At 74.1% G+C, this 15932-nt stretch carries 16 protein-coding genes; 14 read left to right on the top strand and 2 right to left on the bottom strand.

Features of this window, described 5'->3' with window-relative positions:
* Positions 1–112 precede the first annotated feature (112 nt).
* The 6 genes from ACF09E_RS18850 (at position 113) to ACF09E_RS18825 (ending at position 6420) form a co-directional block, all read left to right on the top strand.
* A complete protein-coding gene (locus ACF09E_RS18850; protein ID WP_030204477.1) occupies positions 113–436 on the top strand; it encodes an integration host factor in 324 nt (107 codons plus the stop codon).
* A gap of 73 nt (positions 437–509) precedes the next feature.
* Positions 510–1082 carry a guanylate kinase gene (gmk, locus tag ACF09E_RS18845; protein ID WP_361854825.1) on the top strand — a complete coding sequence of 191 codons (573 nt, stop codon included), beginning with the start codon at positions 510–512 and terminating at the stop codon, positions 1080–1082.
* 64 nt (positions 1083–1146) lie between these two features.
* On the top strand, positions 1147–1419 hold the full coding sequence (rpoZ, locus tag ACF09E_RS18840; protein WP_030316319.1) for a DNA-directed RNA polymerase subunit omega: 273 nt from the start codon (positions 1147–1149) through the stop codon (positions 1417–1419).
* Between the two features lie 97 nt (positions 1420–1516).
* Complete coding sequence (gene coaBC, locus ACF09E_RS18835; RefSeq protein ID WP_392206186.1) at positions 1517–2743, top strand: bifunctional phosphopantothenoylcysteine decarboxylase/phosphopantothenate--cysteine ligase CoaBC; 1227 nt, start codon at positions 1517–1519, stop codon at positions 2741–2743.
* A gap of 235 nt (positions 2744–2978) precedes the next feature.
* Entirely contained in the window at positions 2979–4187 is a 1209-nt protein-coding gene (gene metK / locus ACF09E_RS18830; RefSeq protein ID WP_392206185.1) for a methionine adenosyltransferase, read from the top strand.
* 94 nt (positions 4188–4281) lie between these two features.
* A complete protein-coding gene (locus tag ACF09E_RS18825) occupies positions 4282–6420 on the top strand; it encodes a primosomal protein N' (RefSeq protein WP_392206184.1) in 2139 nt (712 codons plus the stop codon).
* A gap of 93 nt (positions 6421–6513) precedes the next feature.
* Here the strand turns inward: ACF09E_RS18825 and ACF09E_RS18820 are convergent, their stop codons facing one another.
* Positions 6514–7032, bottom strand: coding sequence for a hypothetical protein (locus ACF09E_RS18820; RefSeq protein WP_392206183.1), 519 nt, complete (start codon positions 7030–7032; stop codon positions 6514–6516).
* A 226-nt stretch (positions 7033–7258) separates the two neighbouring features.
* Between ACF09E_RS18820 and fmt the strand changes: the two genes are divergently transcribed.
* From fmt to ACF09E_RS18780, 8 genes are all read left to right on the top strand, one after another.
* A complete protein-coding gene (gene fmt, locus ACF09E_RS18815) occupies positions 7259–8191 on the top strand; it encodes a methionyl-tRNA formyltransferase (RefSeq protein WP_361854841.1) in 933 nt (310 codons plus the stop codon).
* 162 nt (positions 8192–8353) lie between these two features.
* Complete coding sequence (locus tag ACF09E_RS18810) at positions 8354–9766, top strand: RsmB/NOP family class I SAM-dependent RNA methyltransferase (protein WP_392206182.1); 1413 nt, start codon at positions 8354–8356, stop codon at positions 9764–9766.
* 150 nt (positions 9767–9916) lie between these two features.
* Positions 9917–10600: a ribulose-phosphate 3-epimerase gene (gene rpe, locus ACF09E_RS18805; RefSeq protein WP_361855298.1), complete on the top strand. Its 684-nt coding sequence runs from the start codon at positions 9917–9919 to the stop codon at positions 10598–10600.
* Between the two features lie 180 nt (positions 10601–10780).
* On the top strand, positions 10781–11797 hold the full coding sequence (locus ACF09E_RS18800; protein WP_030316333.1) for a sugar-binding transcriptional regulator: 1017 nt from the start codon (positions 10781–10783) through the stop codon (positions 11795–11797).
* Positions 11798–11861: 64 nt separating this feature from the next.
* The gene (locus tag ACF09E_RS18795; RefSeq protein WP_392206181.1) at positions 11862–12296 is read left to right on the top strand and encodes a ribonuclease domain-containing protein; all 435 of its coding nucleotides are present in this window, start codon (positions 11862–11864) and stop codon (positions 12294–12296) included.
* On the top strand, positions 12286–12618 hold the full coding sequence (locus ACF09E_RS18790) for a barstar family protein (RefSeq protein WP_392206180.1): 333 nt from the start codon (positions 12286–12288) through the stop codon (positions 12616–12618). The genes ACF09E_RS18795 and ACF09E_RS18790 overlap by 11 nt, the downstream gene beginning before the upstream one ends.
* Before the next feature lie 105 nt (positions 12619–12723).
* Positions 12724–14166, top strand: a complete 1443-nt coding sequence (locus tag ACF09E_RS18785; RefSeq protein WP_361855289.1) for a GuaB1 family IMP dehydrogenase-related protein — start codon at positions 12724–12726, stop codon at positions 14164–14166.
* 79 nt (positions 14167–14245) lie between these two features.
* Positions 14246–14800, top strand: coding sequence for a GNAT family N-acetyltransferase (locus ACF09E_RS18780; protein WP_392206179.1), 555 nt, complete (start codon positions 14246–14248; stop codon positions 14798–14800).
* Here the strand turns inward: ACF09E_RS18780 and ACF09E_RS18775 are convergent.
* Positions 14742–15767, bottom strand: coding sequence for a GDSL-type esterase/lipase family protein (locus ACF09E_RS18775; protein WP_392206178.1), 1026 nt, complete (start codon positions 15765–15767; stop codon positions 14742–14744). The genes ACF09E_RS18780 and ACF09E_RS18775 overlap by 59 nt on opposite strands.
* Between the last annotated feature and the right edge of the window lie 165 nt (positions 15768–15932).

Here is a 15932-nt window from a genome sequence, read left to right as displayed (position 1 = left end):
GGGCAGAGCAGGCGTTCAACGGCCACGTCGTTGAGCGTTGCTCCACTGGTGTGGGGCGCGAGGTTCCTCACCGGTCCGTATCCGACAGATCGACATCCGAGGTGACGTAGGCGTGGCTCTTCCGCCCCTTACCCCTGAACAGCGCGCAGCCGCGCTCGAAAAGGCCGCCGCGGCTCGCCGGGAGCGGGCCGAGGTCAAGAATCGACTCAAGCACTCCGGCGCCTCCCTCCACGAGGTCATCAAGACCGGCCAGGAGAACGACGTCATCGGCAAGATGAAGGTCTCCGCCCTTCTCGAGTCCCTGCCGGGCGTGGGCAAGGTCCGCGCCAAGCAGATCATGGAGCGCCTCGGCATCTCCGAGAGCCGCCGCGTGCGCGGTCTCGGTTCCAACCAGATCGCCTCCCTGGAGCGCGAGTTCGGCAGCACCGGCGCCTGATCCGGGTGCCGGTCCGGCTTCCGATCCGGGACACGCGTCCCGGGCACCCCGGTGAAGCTGGAATAATCGCTGCATGGCAGCAGAGGTACGTCCGCGGCTGACCGTGCTCTCCGGCCCCTCCGGGGTCGGCAAGAGCACGGTCGTCGCGCATATGCGCAAGGTCCACCCCGAGGTCTGGCTCTCGGTGTCGGCGACGACACGGAAGCCCCGCCCCGGCGAGAAGCACGGCGTCCACTACTTCTTCGTGACGGACGACGAGTTCGACAAGCTGATCGCCAACGGTGAGCTCCTCGAATGGGCCGAGTTCGCGGGCAACCGCTATGGCACCCCGCGGCGCGCGGTCCTCGACCGCCTCGACGCGGGGGAGCCGGTGCTCCTGGAGATCGACCTCCAGGGCGCCCGCCAGGTGAAGGACTCGATGTCCGAGTCCCAGCTGGTCTTCCTCGCCCCGCCGAGCTGGGAGGAACTGGTCCGCCGCCTCACCGGCCGCGGCACCGAGTCGCCCGAGGTCATCGAGCGCCGCCTCGCCGCCGCGAAGGTCGAGCTGGCCGCCGAGGCGGAGTTCGACACCACGCTCGTCAACACCTCCGTCGAGGACGTCGCGCGTGAGCTGCTAACGTTGATGCTGTTGACTTCTGGGGAATGATCCACTGCTTCCCCCGGACACCCACCGGCTGTCCGATCCTTTTTCCATCTTCGGAAGGTAGAGCGTGTCCTCTTCCATCACCGCGCCCGAGGGCATCATCAACCCGCCGATCGACGAGCTGCTCGAGGCCACCGACTCGAAGTACAGCCTCGTGATCTACGCGGCCAAGCGCGCGCGTCAGATCAACGCGTACTACTCCCAGCTCGGCGAGGGCCTGCTGGAGTACGTGGGTCCGCTGGTCGACACCCACGTCCACGAGAAGCCGCTCTCGATCGCCCTGCGCGAGATCAACGCGGGTCTGCTCACGTCCGAGGCCATCGAGGGCCCGGCCACGTAAGCACGGCACGTTCCTGCACCACAGGCCCGGCGGAACATCCGCCGGGCCTGTGGTGTCTCATGGAGTCGTAGGCAACCGAGTGCGGGGAGTGGCAGTGGTGACCAAGCCGAAGGTCGTTCTGGGGGTCAGCGGCGGCATCGCCGCCTACAAGGCCTGCGAGCTGCTGCGGCGGCTCGCCGAGTCGGGCCACGACGTCCGCGTCGTCCCCACCGACTCCGCCCTCCACTTCGTCGGCGCCGCCACCTGGTCCGCGCTCTCCGGCCACCCCGTCTCGACCGAGGTGTGGGACAGCGTCCACGAGGTGCCGCACGTCCGCATCGGCCAGGCCGCCGACCTCGTCGTGGTCGCCCCCGCCACCGCCGACATGCTCGCCAAGGCCGCCCACGGCCTCGCCGACGACCTCCTCACCAACACACTGCTCACCGCGCGCTGTCCCGTCGTCTTCGCCCCCGCCATGCACACCGAGATGTGGGAGCACCCGGCGACCCAGGAGAACGTGGCGACGCTGCGGCGCCGCGGGGCCGTCGTCATCGAGCCCGCCGTCGGCCGCCTCACCGGCGTCGACACCGGCAAGGGCCGGCTCCCCGACCCGGCGGAGATCTTCGAGATCTGCCGCCGCGTCCTGAACCGGCATGCCCTCACCGGCGGCACGGTCGCCCCCGACCTCGCCGGCCGCCACGTGGTGGTCAGCGCCGGCGGCACCCGCGAGCCCCTCGACCCCGTCCGCTACCTCGGCAACCGCTCCTCGGGCAAGCAGGGCTACGCGCTCGCGCGGGCCGCCGCCGCCCGGGGCGCCCGGGTCACCCTCGTCGAGGCGAACACCGGCATCCCCGACCCGGCCGGCGTCGACGTCGTCCACGTCGGCACCGCCGTCCAGCTCCGGGAGGCCGTCCTCAAGGCCGTCGCCGACGCCGACGCCGTGGTCATGGCGGCCGCCGTGGCCGACTTCCGGCCGGCCGTCTACGCCACCGGGAAGATCAAGAAGAAGGACGACGGCGGCGCCCCCACCGTGGAGCTCGTCCGCAACCCCGACATCCTCGCCGAGATCTCCGCCGACCGTGCCCTGCCCGGGCAGGTGGTCGTCGGCTTCGCCGCCGAGACCGACGACGTCCTCGCCCACGGCCGCGAGAAGCTCCGCCGCAAGGGCTGCGACCTCCTCGTCGTCAACGAGGTGGGGGAGCGCAAGACCTTCGGCTCCGAGGAGAACGAGGCCGTGGTGCTCGCCGCGGACGGCGCCGAGACCCCCGTACCGTACGGTCCCAAGGAGGCGCTGGCCGAGACCGTCTGGGACCTGGTCCTGCCCCGGCTGCGCCCCGCGACCTGACGCATCTCACCCGAGCGGACCAGGAATCCAGCGCGAAGCGTGTGACGTACGCCCCATCAGGGCGTTCGTCCGCCGGGAAGGGGCAGGAATCACCCGCTCAGGGCATTCGCCAGGCGAGACACCTGGTCCATCCCGCGACCACGACCGATAGACTGTCCGCGGAACGTCTTGGGGCGCAGCCCCCTGCCGGTCCGTCAACGAAGAGCCAGCAGCCGCTGCAACCCCAGGGAGCGTTGTGTCCCGTCGTCTGTTCACCTCGGAGTCCGTCACCGAGGGACACCCCGACAAGATCGCTGACCAGATCAGCGACACCATCCTCGACGCGCTGCTCCGGGAGGACCCCACCTCCCGCGTCGCCGTCGAGACCCTGATCACGACCGGTCTCGTGCACGTCGCCGGTGAGGTGACCACCAAGGCGTGGGCGGACATTCCGACCCTCGTACGGAACAAGATCCTCGAGATCGGCTACGACTCCTCGAAGAAGGGCTTCGACGGCGCCTCCTGCGGCGTGTCGGTGTCCATCGGATCTCAGTCCCCGGACATCGCCCAGGGCGTGGACACCGCCTACGAGCAGCGGGTCGAGGGTGACGAGGACGAGCTGGACAAGCAGGGCGCCGGCGACCAGGGCCTGATGTTCGGCTACGCCTCGGACGAGACCCCCGAGCTGATGCCGCTGCCGATCCACCTCGCCCACCGGCTGTCCCGCCGGCTGACCGAGGTCCGCAAGAACGGGACCATCCCGTACCTGCGCCCCGACGGCAAGACCCAGGTCACCATCGAGTACGACGGCGACAAGGCCGTCCGCCTCGACACGGTCGTCGTCTCCTCGCAGCACGCGTCCGACATCGACCTGGAGTCGCTGCTCGCGCCCGACATCCGCGAGTTCGTCGTCGAGCACGTGCTCAAGCAGCTCGTCGAGGACGGCATCAAGCTCGACACCGACGGCTACCGCCTCCTGGTGAACCCGACCGGCCGCTTCGAGATCGGCGGCCCGATGGGCGACGCCGGCCTCACCGGCCGCAAGATCATCATCGACACCTACGGCGGCATGGCCCGCCACGGCGGCGGCGCCTTCTCGGGCAAGGACCCGTCCAAGGTCGACCGCTCGGCCGCGTACGCCATGCGCTGGGTCGCCAAGAACGTCGTCGCCGCCGGCCTCGCCGCGCGCTGCGAGGTCCAGGTCGCCTACGCGATCGGCAAGGCCGAGCCCGTGGGTCTCTTCGTCGAGACCTTCGGCACCAACACCGTCGACAACGAGAAGATCGAGAACGCCATCGCCGAGGTCTTCGACCTCCGCCCGGCCGCGATCATCCGCGACCTCGACCTCCTCCGCCCGATCTACTCCCAGACCGCCGCCTACGGCCACTTCGGCCGCGAGCTGCCGGACTTCACCTGGGAGCGCACCGACCGCGTGGACGCCCTCAAGCAGGCCGCCGGCCTGTAGGCACCCGTCGCACGTCGCCGAAGCCCGGTGCCCCCGCGGGGGCACCGGGCTTCGGCCTGCCCGGCTGTCGGTGGCGTCTGGTAGGTATGGGGCTGTGAGCAGCGAGAAAGAGAGTCCCGACGCGGCCCATGAGCCCGAGCAGCTCGCGCTCATCCGGGAGACCGTGCGGACGGCGAAGGTGCCGCGGGCCAAACCGCGGACCTGGCGCGGCGCCGCGCTGGCCAAGGAGCTGCCCGTCGCGCGGGTCGTGGTCAACAAGGGGTCGCTCCACCTCGACCAGTTCTTCGACTACGCGGTCCCCGAGGAGCTGGACGAGGCGGCCCGGCCCGGCGTCCGGGTCCGGGTGCGCTTCGGCGCGGGGGCCCACCAGGTCAAGAACGGGCGCCGGGAGGGCGGGCGGCTCATCGACGGCTTCCTCGTCGAGCGCCGGGCCACCTCCGACTACTCCGGACCGCTCGCCGCGCTCGCCGACGTGGTCTCCCCGGAGCCGGTCCTCGGCCCGGACCTCCTGGGGCTCGCCCGCGCCGTCGCCGACCGGTACGCCGGGAGCCTCGCCGACGTGCTCCAGCTGGCCGTGCCGCCGCGCAGCGCCCGCGCCGAGGGGCGGCCCTCGCCGGAGCCGTTGCCACCGCCCGCCGCGCCGGAACCGGCGAGCTGGACGCGGTACGAGCGGGGGCCCGCGTTCCTCGACTCCCTCGCCCGCGGCGGGACGCCACGGGCCGTGTGGAACGCCCTGCCGGGACCGCACTGGGCCGAGGAGATCGCCCGCGCCGTCGCCGCCACCCTGGCGTCCGGCCGGGGCGCCCTCGTCGTCGTGCCCGACGGCCGCGCCGCGGGCCGGGTCGACGCGGCCCTCACCGCCGTCCTGGGGGAGGGGCGGCACGCCCTGCTCACCGCCGACGCGGGCCCCGAGAAGCGGTACGCGCAGTGGCTCGCCGTGCGGCGCGGCGCCGTCCGTGCCGTCGTCGGCACCCGGGCCGCGATGTTCGCCCCCGTACGGGACCTCGGGCTGGTCGCCCTCTGGGACGACGGCGACGGCAGCCACAGCGAGCCGCACGCCCCGCAGCCGCACGCGCGCGAGGTGCTGCTGCTCCGCGCCGCCCACGACCGCTGCGGCTTCCTGCTCGGCAGCACCGCCTGCACCGTCGAGGCCGCCCAGCTCGTCGAGTCCGGCTGGGCCAAAGGGCTGTTCGCCGGACGGGAGCAGGTGCGCAGGGCGGCCCCGCTGATCCGCACCGTGGGCGACGGCGAACTGGCCCGCGACGAGGCCGCCCGGGCCGCCCGGCTGCCCTCGCTGGCCTGGCAGACCGTCCGCGAGGGGCTCAGGACGGGCCCGGTCCTGGTCCAGGTGCCCCGCCGGGGGTACGTACCGAGGCTCGCCTGCGAGCGGTGCCGGACGCCCGCCCGCTGCCGGCACTGCGCCGGGCCCCTGGAGGCACCCGAGCAGCAGGAGCTGCACTGCGGCTGGTGCGGGCGCGGAGCGGGCGACTGGCACTGCGTGGAGTGCGGCTCGACCAGGCTGCGGGCCCAGGTCGTCGGCGCGCGCCGGACGGCGGAGGAGCTCGGCCGGGCCTTCCCGGCCGTGCCGGTGAGGACCTCCGGCCGCGACCACGTCCTCGACACCGTGCCCGGGCGGCCCGCGCTCGTCGTCTCCACCCCCGGCGCCGAGCCGGTCGCCGAGGGCGGCTACGCGGCGGCGCTGCTCCTCGACGGCTGGGCCATGCTCGGCCGGCCGGACCTGCGCGCGGGCGAGGAGGCCCTGCGCCGCTGGATCGACGCGGCCTCGCTCGTCCGGGGCCAGCCCGAGGGCGGCACCGTGGTCGTGGTCGCCGAGCCGACGCTCCGGCCCGTCCAGGCGCTGGTCCGCTGGGACCCGGTCGGGCACGCCCAGCGAGAGCTGGCCGAGCGGGCCGAGCTGGGCTTTCCGCCGGTCTCCCGGATGGCGGCGGTCACCGGTCCGCCGGAGGCCGTCGGAGGCCTCCTCGCGGCGGCCGGGCTGCCCTCCGACGCCGAGGTCCTCGGGCCGGTCCCGCTGCCGGTGGTCCGTCCGGGCGGACCCCGCAGACCGGGCGACCCGCCGCCGGGTGAGCAGTGGGAACGGGCGCTGGTGCGGGTCCCGCCGGGCAGCGGTGCGGCCCTGGCGGCCGCGCTCAAGCAGGCCCGGGCGAGCCGGCTGACGCGGGGCGGCGGCGACCCGGTACGGATCCGGGTGGACCCGCCGGACATCGGCTGAGCGGCGGGGGCGCGGCACCGTGACCGCCCCGCCCAGGGACGGCGAGGGCCGCCCGCCCCGGTGGGGGACGGGCGGCCCGGGGGCGTGCGCGGATCAGCCGTTGCGCGGGCCGGGGAAGGCCGAGGTGCGCGGCTCCTCGCGGAGCGCGGCGCTGCCCGAGGTCGGCTGCGGGGGCATCGAGCGGGCGGCCGGCACCGAGGGCAGGGGGCGGGGCGCGCTCGGCTCCACGATGGGGTCCTGGTCGACGCCGACGCCCGGCTGGGGGGCGCGCCGGGCACCGTAACGGCGGTGGACGGCCTGCTTGGTGACGCCGAGGGCGGAGCCCACCGCGTCCCAGGAGAAGCCGAGCGAGCGGTCGAAGTCGACCGCTGCGGTCACCAGGGTCTCGACGCTGTCCCGCAGCTCCTGGGCGAGACGGACGGTGGGGGCGGGGGCCCGCCCGTAGACGACGAAGCCCGTGGACGGGCCGGAGCGGCGAGGGCGGTAGACATTGCCCAGCTGGGCCGTGAGCGTGCGCAGTGCGTCCACCTGCCGCCGGACCCGCTCGATGTCCCGCACCAGCAGGTGCAGACTCGCCCGAGCCTGGGCGTCGTGGGTGGCGTGGTCGGCCATGTGAGAGCCTCTCGAACCGGCATGTAGGGGAAGGGCCGCAGGGGGGAACGGCGACCCGATTCGGTCAATCTCTCTTGACCAACGCGCCACCCGGGGTTGGGTCACGCTGCGGGGGCGTACACGCATATGCGCGGGGCGCTCGTCCTCCCGTACGCCCCCTCCGCCGGGGACGCCTAGACTGGTGCGCTGCCCGTAAAGCCCCCGGAGAGACAGGCAGTCGCCACTCATGAAGCTCGTCTTCGCAGGCACCCCCGAGGTCGCCGTTCCCGCCCTGGACGCCCTGCTCGCCTCCGGCCGGCACGAGGTGGCCGCCGTCGTCACCCGCCCGGACGCCCCGGCGGGACGCGGCCGTCGGCTGGTCGCGAGCCCGGTGGCCCAGCGGGCGGAGGAGGCGGGCATCGAGGTCCTCAAGCCGGCCCGGCCGCGGGACGAGGAGTTCCTGGCCCGGCTGCGGGAGATCGCCCCCGACTGCTGCCCGGTCGTCGCCTACGGCGCCCTGCTGCCCAAGGTGGCCCTGGACATCCCCGCCCGGGGCTGGGTCAACCTGCACTTCTCGCTGCTGCCGGCCTGGCGCGGCGCCGCGCCCGTGCAGCACTCGCTGATGGCGGGCGACGAGGTCACGGGCGCGTCGACCTTCCTCATCGAGGAGGGCCTGGACTCGGGACCGGTCTACGGCGTGGTCACCGAGGACATCCGGCCGACCGACACCAGCGGCGACCTGCTCACCCGGCTCGCCTTCGCGGGCGCGGGGCTGCTCGCCGCGACCATGGACGGCATCGAGGACGGCGCGCTCCAGGCCGTCCCGCAGCCGGTCGAGGGGATCACCCTCGCCCCGAAGATCCAGGTGGAGGACGCCCACGTCGACTTCGCCGCCCCCGCCCTGCGGGTGGACCGCGTGGTCCGCGGCTGCACCCCGGCCCCCGGTGCCTGGACCGTCTTCCGGGGCGAGCGCCTCAAGCTGATCCAGGTCGCCCCGCTGCCCGACCGCACCGAGCTCGCCCCGGGGCAGCTCGCCGTGGGCAAGAACAACGTGTACGCGGGCACCGGCTCGTACGCCGTGGAGCTCCTCTGGGTCCAGCCCCAGGGCAAGAAGCCGATGAAGGCCGCGGACTGGGCCCGCGGTGTGCGGATCGCCGAGGGCGAGCGCCTCGGCGTCTGACGGCGCCGCCGGTCCCGCCGCGGCGGGACCGGCCGCACGGCCGCGGGGGCGGGCCGGCCGCCGGCGGGGCCCGGACGGTCCGCCGGGGGCGTTTTCCCCGGCAGGCGCCGGCGGACGTACGCTGAGGTGGTTCGACCCCTCATTTCGTCACGCGGAGCACCTTTGAGCGAGCAGGCACGTCGCCGTCCCCACAAGCCCTACCGGCGGCCCCAGAAGGACCCCGTCCGGATGCTCGCCTTCGAGGCGCTGAGGGCGGTGGACGAGCGTGACGCCTACGCGAACCTGGTGCTGCCCCCGCTGCTCAAGAAGGCCCGTGAGGGCGGGAGCTTCGACGGCCGGGACGCGGCGCTCGCCACCGAGCTGGTGTACGGGACGCTGCGCCGCCAGGGCACGTACGACGCGATCATCGCGGCCTGCATCGACCGGCCGCTCCGCGAGGTCGACCCGCCGGTCCTCGACGTGCTGTCGCTCGGCGCCCACCAGCTGCTCGGCACCCGGATCCCCACCCACGCCGCCGTCTCCGCCAGCGTCGAACTGGCGCGGGTCGTGCTGGGCGACGGGCGGGCCAAGTTCGTGAACGCGGTCCTGCGGAAGATCTCGCAGCAGGACCTGGACGCCTGGGTGGCCCAGGTCGCCCCGCCGTACGACGCGGACCCCGAGGACCACCTGGCGGTCGTCCACTCGCACCCCCGCTGGGTCGTCTCGGCGCTCTGGGACGCCCTGGGCGGCGGCCGCGCCGGGATCGAGGACCTCCTGGAGGCCGACAACGAGCGCCCCGAGGTCACCCTCGTGGCCCGTCCCGGCCGCTCGACCACCACCGAGCTCGCCGAGGCCACCGAGTCCCTGCCGGGCCGCTGGTCGCCGTACGCCGTCCGGATGGCCGAGGGCGGCGAGCCCGGTGCCATCGAGGCGGTCGAGGAGGGCCGGGCCGGCGTGCAGGACGAGGGCAGCCAGCTCGTGGCGCTCGCCCTCGCGGCCGCGCCGCTCGACGGTCCCGACACCCGCTGGCTCGACGGCTGCGCGGGCCCCGGCGGCAAGGCCGCGCTCCTGGCGGCCCTCGCCTCCGAGCGGGGGGCCGCCCTGCTCGCCTCCGAGAAGCAGCCGCACCGCGCGCGTCTCGTCGAGCGCGCCCTCGCCGGGAACCCCGGCCCGTACCAGGTGATCGCCGCCGACGGCACCCGGCCGCCGTGGCGCCCCGGCTCCTTCGACCGCGTCCTCATGGACGTCCCCTGCTCGGGTCTCGGCGCGCTCCGCCGCCGGCCCGAGGCGCGCTGGCGGCGCCGCCCCGAGGACCTGGACGGCTTCGCGCCGCTCCAGCGGGCCCTGCTCACGGAGGCGCTCGCCGCCGTCCGCGTCGGCGGGGTCGTCGGGTACGCGACCTGCTCGCCGCACCTGGCCGAGACGCGGGTGGTCGTCGACGACGTCCTGAAGAAGGTCGGCGGCGCCGAGCTGATCGACGCCCGCCCGCTGATGCCGGGGGTGCCGGCGCTCGGCGACGGTCCCGACGTCCAGCTCTGGCCGCACCTGCACGGCACGGACGCCATGTACCTCGCCCTCGTCCGCCGTACGGCGTGACGCAGGGCTCCGCCGACCCTTCGATCACCTGACCGTAATCTCCCGGTCTGATCCGGTCCCGACTCGTCGCTTCGCACCGAAAATGGTCTGGACCGGATCCGAAACCGCTCGGCGGCAAAGAAGTACCCAAGAACGTGGGAGGCTTGGCTCATGGCGCAGATCAACCCCAGCATCCTGTCCGCGGACTTCGCCCGGCTCGCCGATGAGGCGCGGGCCGTCGAGGGGGCCGACTGGCTCCACGTCGACGTGATGGACAACCACTTCGTGCCCAACCTGACCCTGGGTGTGCCGATCGTGGAGTCGCTCGCCCGTGCGACCGACACCCCGCTCGACTGCCACCTGATGATCGAGGACCCCGACCGCTGGGCGCCCCAGTACGTCGAGGCGGGCGCCGGTTCGGTCACCTTCCACGTCGAGGCGGCCGCCGCGCCCGTCCGGCTCGCGCGGGAGATCCGAGCCAAGGGCGCGCGCGCCTCGATGGCGCTCAAGCCGGCCACGCCCATCGAGCCGTTCGAGGACCTGCTCCCCGAGCTCGACATGCTGCTGATCATGACCGTCGAGCCCGGCTTCGGCGGCCAGGCCTTCCTCGACATCATGCTGCCCAAGATCCGCCGCACCCGGGAGCTGATCTCCAAGCACGGTCTGGAGCTGTGGCTCCAGGTCGACGGCGGGGTCGCCGAGTCCACCATCGAGCGGTGCGCCGAGGCCGGGGCGGACGTCTTCGTGGCCGGTTCCGCGGTGTACGGCGCGGCCGACCCCGCGGCCGCCGTCGCCTCGCTGCGGGCCCGGGCGGAGGCCGTCACGGCCACCGCCCCGTGGGCGTGTGGCCACTGAGCCTCCGGCCGGTGAACGCGGTCCGTCGGGTCGTCGACGGGACTGATCAAGGCCCGCCGTATCTGACAGGATGGACGGCGAGTCCAGAGTGTGAACGACAACGGCACGCGAACGGCGTGACGTGGACGTCGGTACGTGAACAGCGGTACGAGAACAGGTGAGGAGATCGCGGTGGCGGGTATGTCGGCGGGACGGTCAGCCCTGCGGATGGGCCCCGCGGAGCTGGTGCAGGCGGCGGCCATGGCCCGCCGCTTCTACCTCGAGGGCAAGTCCAAGATCCAGATCGCCGAGGAGTTCGGCGTGAGCCGCTTCAAGGTGGCCAGGGTCCTGGAGACCGCCCTGGAGCGCGATCTCGTCCGCATCGAGATCCGCGTACCGGCCGAGCTGGACGCCGAGCGCTCCGACGCGCTCCGCGCCCGCTACGGGCTCCGCCACGCCGTCGTCGTCGAGTCCCCGGCGGAGGGCGAGGACGAGTCGCCCGACCCGGAGAACCTCGGCGAGGTCGCGGCCGACCTGCTCGGCGAGCTGGTCACCGAGGGCGACGTCCTGGGCCTCGCCTGGGGCCGCTCCACCATCCACATGGCGGCGGCGCTCGACCGGCTGCCCCCGTGCACCGTCGTCCAGCTCACCGGCGTGTACGACGCCGGGACCGCCGAGCGCGGCTCGGTCGAGGCCGTCCGCCGCGCCGCCCAGGTCTCCGGCGGCGAGGCGCACCCGATCTACGCGCCCATGCTGCTGCCCGACCCGGCCACCGCGGCCGCGCTGCGCAGCCAGACCGGCATCGCGCGGGCCTTCGAGTACTTCGACAAGGTGACCGTCGCCTGCGTCTCCATCGGCTCCTGGGAGCCGGGCATCTCCACCGTCCACGACATGCTCTCGGACGAGGAGCGCGCCCACTACGCCTCGCTCGGCGTCGCCGCCGAGATGTCCGCGCACCTCTTCGACGCCGAGGGGCGCCGGGTCGGACGCGACCTGGGCGAGCGCTGCATCACCGTCGAGGCCGACCGGCTGCGCCGGATCCCCGAGGTCGTGGCCATCGCCGGCGGCCAGCGCAAGGCGGCGGCGATCGGCGCGGTGCTCCGCTCCGGCCTCGTCACCAGCCTGGTCACCGACCGCGCCGCGGCGGACTACCTGCTCACCGAGTCCAGCCCGGGCACCCACCCGGCGCTCGACCGGACGGACCCCGACGGCGTCTGAACGAGGACCCGGCGTTCCGGGTCGTTCGAGGGCCGGAGCGTCCCGTGCCGGTAGGTTGCGGGACATGTCGCTCCGGCCCTCGCGCATGCTCCTCGCGCTCCTCCTCTGCGTCCTCCTGGCCGGGTGCTCCACCTCGGGCGGCGGTGCCGCACCGGCCGCGCCCGCCCGCACCAGCGCCACCACCGAGGCGCCCAGCCCCACCGGGGACTCCGGACTGCCCGCCGTCCGGGCCGCCGACCTGCCGCCCGAGGCGCGCCGGACGCTGGACCTCATCGCCCGCGGCGGCCCCTTCCCGTACGCCAAGGACGGCGCCGTCTTCTCGAACTTCGAGCGGCTGCTGCCCCGCGAGCCGCGCGGCTACTACCGCGAGTACACGGTGAAGACGCCGGGGGAGCGCGACCGGGGGGCGCGTCGGATCGTCACCGGCCGGGAAGGCGAGATCTACTGGACCGACGACCACTACGCGAGTTTCCGGGAGGTGATCACGGATGGGGATTGACGAACCCGTCGTCCTCGACCTGACCGGCGTCACGGACAAGGCCGGACTCATGGACCGGTGCGCCGAGGCCCTCGCCCTGCCCGACTGGTTCGGCCGCAACTGGGACGCCCTCGCCGACTGCCTGACCGACCTGCCCGAGCCGGTCACGCTCGTCGTCACCGGCTGGCGGGAGTACGCCGGGAGGAACCCGCGCGACTGGCGGACCGCCCAGGACGTCTTCGCCACAGCCGTGGACGAGCGCCCCACCCGCCTCGCGGTTCTCCTCTCCCTGGGCCAGGCCTTGGGAGGATCCCACGAACCCCCTGCCGCAAGCCTCGGATGATTCGCCCGGGGCTGGTATTCGTACAGGCGTGGGACAATGAACTACGTGCTTTTTCCCCTGGCTGAAATGCCTAGGGGCCGATCCGAACGACTGGGATGTCAGCACGTGCGTTTCCTCAATGACGTCAAGCCGCCCTACGACCTGACGTACGACGATGTCTTCATGGTGCCGAGCCGCTCGGCCGTCGGTTCCCGCCAGGCGGTGGACCTCTCCTCGCCGGACGGAACCGGCACCACGATCCCGCTGGTCGTGGCCAACATGACCGCCATCGCCGGCCGTCGCATGGCCGAGACCGTCGCCCGCCGGGGCGGACTGGTCGTCATCCCGCAGGACATCCCGATCGAGGTCGTCACCGACGTGATCTCGTGGGTCAAGAGCCGCCACCACGTGCTCGACACCCCGATCGTCCTCGCCCCCCACCAGACCGTCGCCGACGCGCTGTCGCTGCTGCCCAAGCGCGCCCACGACGCCGGCGTCGTCGTCGACGAGGACCGCCGCCCGGTCGGTGTCGTCACCGACGCCGACCTGACCGGCGTGGACCGCTTCACCCGGCTCTCCGAGGTCATGTCGAAGGACCTGCTCCTCCTCGACGCCGACATCGAGCCGCGCGACGCGTTCAACACCCTCGACCACGCGAACCGCCGCTACGCCCCGGCCGTGGACAAGGACGGGCGCCTGGTCGGCATCCTGACCCGCAAGGGCGCGCTCCGCGCGACCCTGTACACCCCCGCCACCGACGCCGAGGGCAAGCTGCGCATCGCCGCCGCCGTCGGCATCAACGGCGACTTCACGGGCAAGGCCAAGCAGCTCCTCGACGCGGGCGTCGACACGCTCGTCATCGACACGGCGCACGGCCACCAGGAGTCGATGATCGCCGCGATCAAGGCCGTGCGCGCCCTCGACCCGCACGTCCCGATCGTCGCGGGCAACATCGTCGCCGCCGAGGGTGTGCGCGACCTCATCGAGGCCGGCGCGGACATCATCAAGGTCGGCGTGGGCCCCGGCGCCATGTGCACCACGCGCATGATGACCGGCGTCGGCCGCCCGCAGTTCTCCGCCGTCCTGGAGTGCGCCGCCGAGGCCGCGAAGTTCGGCAAGCACGTCTGGGCCGACGGCGGCGTCCGGCACCCGCGCGATGTCGCCATGGCGCTCGCCGCCGGCGCGTCGAACGTGATGATCGGCTCCTGGTTCGCCGGGACGTACGAGTCCCCGGGCGACCTCCAGCACACCGCCGACGGCCGCCCCTACAAGGAGTCCTTCGGCATGGCCTCGGCCCGCGCCGTGCAGAACCGCACGAGCGAGGAGTCGGCCTACGACCGCGCCCGCAAGGGCCTCTTCGAGGAGGGCATCTCCACCTCGCGGATGTTCCTCGACCCGGCCCGGCCGGGCGTCGAGGACCTGATCGACTCGATCATCGCGGGCGTCCGCTCCTCCTGCACCTACGCCGGTGCCGGCTCGCTCGCCGAGTTCGAGGAGAAGGCCGTCATCGGCATCCAGTCCGCCGCGGGCTACGCCGAGGGCAAGCCGCTGCACGCCAGCTGGAGCTAGTCCCGAGCGTTCGGTGACAGGTGCGGGCCCCCGGGAAACTCCTTCCCGGGGGCCCGCCGCCGTCCCGTACGGTCACCGCATGGACCCTGTGGACCGTACGGAGATCCGGCCCTGCCGCGCCGCCGACCTGCCCCTGCTCGACCGCCACCTTCCCGCGCCCGGAGCGCCGACCCGGCACGCGGACCGGTTCGGCCGCCAGGAGGCCGGGGCGGGCACGTACCTCCTCGCCTGGCGGGACGGGGTGCCCGTCGGCCACGGGCAGGTCCGCTGGGACGGCTGCGCGGCCCCGGAGGTGCGGGCCGCGGTGGGGGAGTGCCCCGAGTTCAACGGCCTCGACGTCCGGGAGGGACTCCGCGGGCAGGGCATCGGCACGGACCTGGTCCGCGCGGCCGAGGCGCTGGTCCGCGAGCGCGGCGGGACCGTCCTGGGGCTCGGTGTGGGCCACGGCAATCCCCGGGCGGCGGCGCTCTACGCCCGGCTCGGCTACACGCCGGTCGTCGCCTACACGGACCGCTGGACCTGGACCGACCCGGAGGGCCGGACGCACGCCGCCGCCGACGCCTGCACCTTCCTCGTCAGGACCCTGGAGGAAGCGGACGCCCGGCGGACCGCGCCCCGTCCAGGACGCCGCTGAGGGCCTCCACGACGGCCGCCGCGATCCTGGCGTGGCCGCGGTCGTTGGGGTGCAGGCCGTCCGCCAGGTCCTCCGCGTCGAGCAGCGGCCGGCCCGGGAGGAGCAGCAGGTGCCCGTCGCCCTCCGCCGCCAGGTCCCGGCCGGCCCGCTCCATCGCCCGGCGCAGCTCCGTGAGGGTCGCTCCGAGGGCGTTGCGGGTGTGCTCCGCCTCCGGGCGCAGCACCGGCGAGACGAGCAGCAGCGGGGTCTCCGGGTGGCCCCGGCGCACCAGGCCCACGAAGGCCCGGACGGTGGCGTAGAGCCACTCGGCCGTCGCCGGCACCGCCGACCAGCAGTTGGTGCCGAACGCCAGGGTGATCACCTCGCCGGGCAGCCGCGCCAGGTGCTCCGCGAGCGGCAGTTCGCCGCGCGCCCCGCCCGCGTACCCGAGGTTCACCGCGTCCAGCCCCAGCAGCCGGCCCGCCGTGGCGGGCCAGGAGTGCGCGGGGCGGGTCGACCACCAGCCCTCGGTGATCGAGTCGCCGTGGACCAGCCAGCGGGGCTGTGCGGGGGCGGGGGAGAGCCCCCCGCCGAGGGGCTGGAGGGCGAGCGGCACCGGTGCCTGACCCTCGGGGAGGTGGACGGTGAAGACGCCGCCTCCGGGGGGCAGCGGGAGCGTCACGGTGGCCTCGGCGGCCGGGGCGGCGCACGCCTCGCCGACGAGCCGCGTACCGCTCCACAGGGCGAAGCAGTGGCGGAGCCCGGCGAGCGGGTCGTCGGCCTCCGGGACGGCCGCCCGGTAGCGCAGCCGCACCGCGCGCGTGCCGGGGGCGGCCGTGAACTCCAGCCGTACGCCGATGGGCAGCGCGGCCCGCTCGGCGATGTCCCACGGCAGCCGCCCGAGGTCGTCGGGGTCGGCGCGGACCGGCCTGTTCCCGTCCAGCCAGGCCGTGCCGCGCAGGAAGGGCGCCGGGTCGAGCCAGCCCACCGGGGCCTCCGATCGAGGGGGTCGTGGAGCCCTCGCAGCGTGGGTCATGGGGCCCGAGGAGTCAATGCGCGAGAGAGGTGGTTCACCTGCCCCCAATGGGTGGATTCATGCGGGGGAGCGCAATGTTTCCCCGTCTGCGATCCCAGCGCGCAATGATCATCCGGC

Source organism: Streptomyces sp. NPDC014891, from assembly GCF_043081085.1.
Lineage (GTDB): Bacteria > Actinomycetota > Actinomycetes > Streptomycetales > Streptomycetaceae > Streptomyces.
The sequence above is the reverse complement of the archived record's forward strand: the minus strand, read 5'-3'. Positions and strand labels throughout refer to the sequence as shown.

Coding starts and splice junctions, on each gene's coding strand:
- gmk (WP_361854825.1), top strand. CDS start 510: ATGGCAGCAGAGGTACGTCCGCGGCTGACCGTGCTCTCCGGCCCCTCC.
- ACF09E_RS18820 (WP_392206183.1), bottom strand. CDS start 7,032: ATGGCCGACCACGCCACCCACGACGCCCAGGCTCGGGCGAGTCTGCAC.
- fmt (WP_361854841.1), top strand. CDS start 7,259: ATGAAGCTCGTCTTCGCAGGCACCCCCGAGGTCGCCGTTCCCGCCCTG.
- rpe (WP_361855298.1), top strand. CDS start 9,917: ATGGCGCAGATCAACCCCAGCATCCTGTCCGCGGACTTCGCCCGGCTC.
- ACF09E_RS18800 (WP_030316333.1), top strand. CDS start 10,781: ATGTCGGCGGGACGGTCAGCCCTGCGGATGGGCCCCGCGGAGCTGGTG.
- ACF09E_RS18795 (WP_392206181.1), top strand. CDS start 11,862: ATGTCGCTCCGGCCCTCGCGCATGCTCCTCGCGCTCCTCCTCTGCGTC.
- ACF09E_RS18790 (WP_392206180.1), top strand. CDS start 12,286: ATGGGGATTGACGAACCCGTCGTCCTCGACCTGACCGGCGTCACGGAC.
- ACF09E_RS18780 (WP_392206179.1), top strand. CDS start 14,246: ATGGACCCTGTGGACCGTACGGAGATCCGGCCCTGCCGCGCCGCCGAC.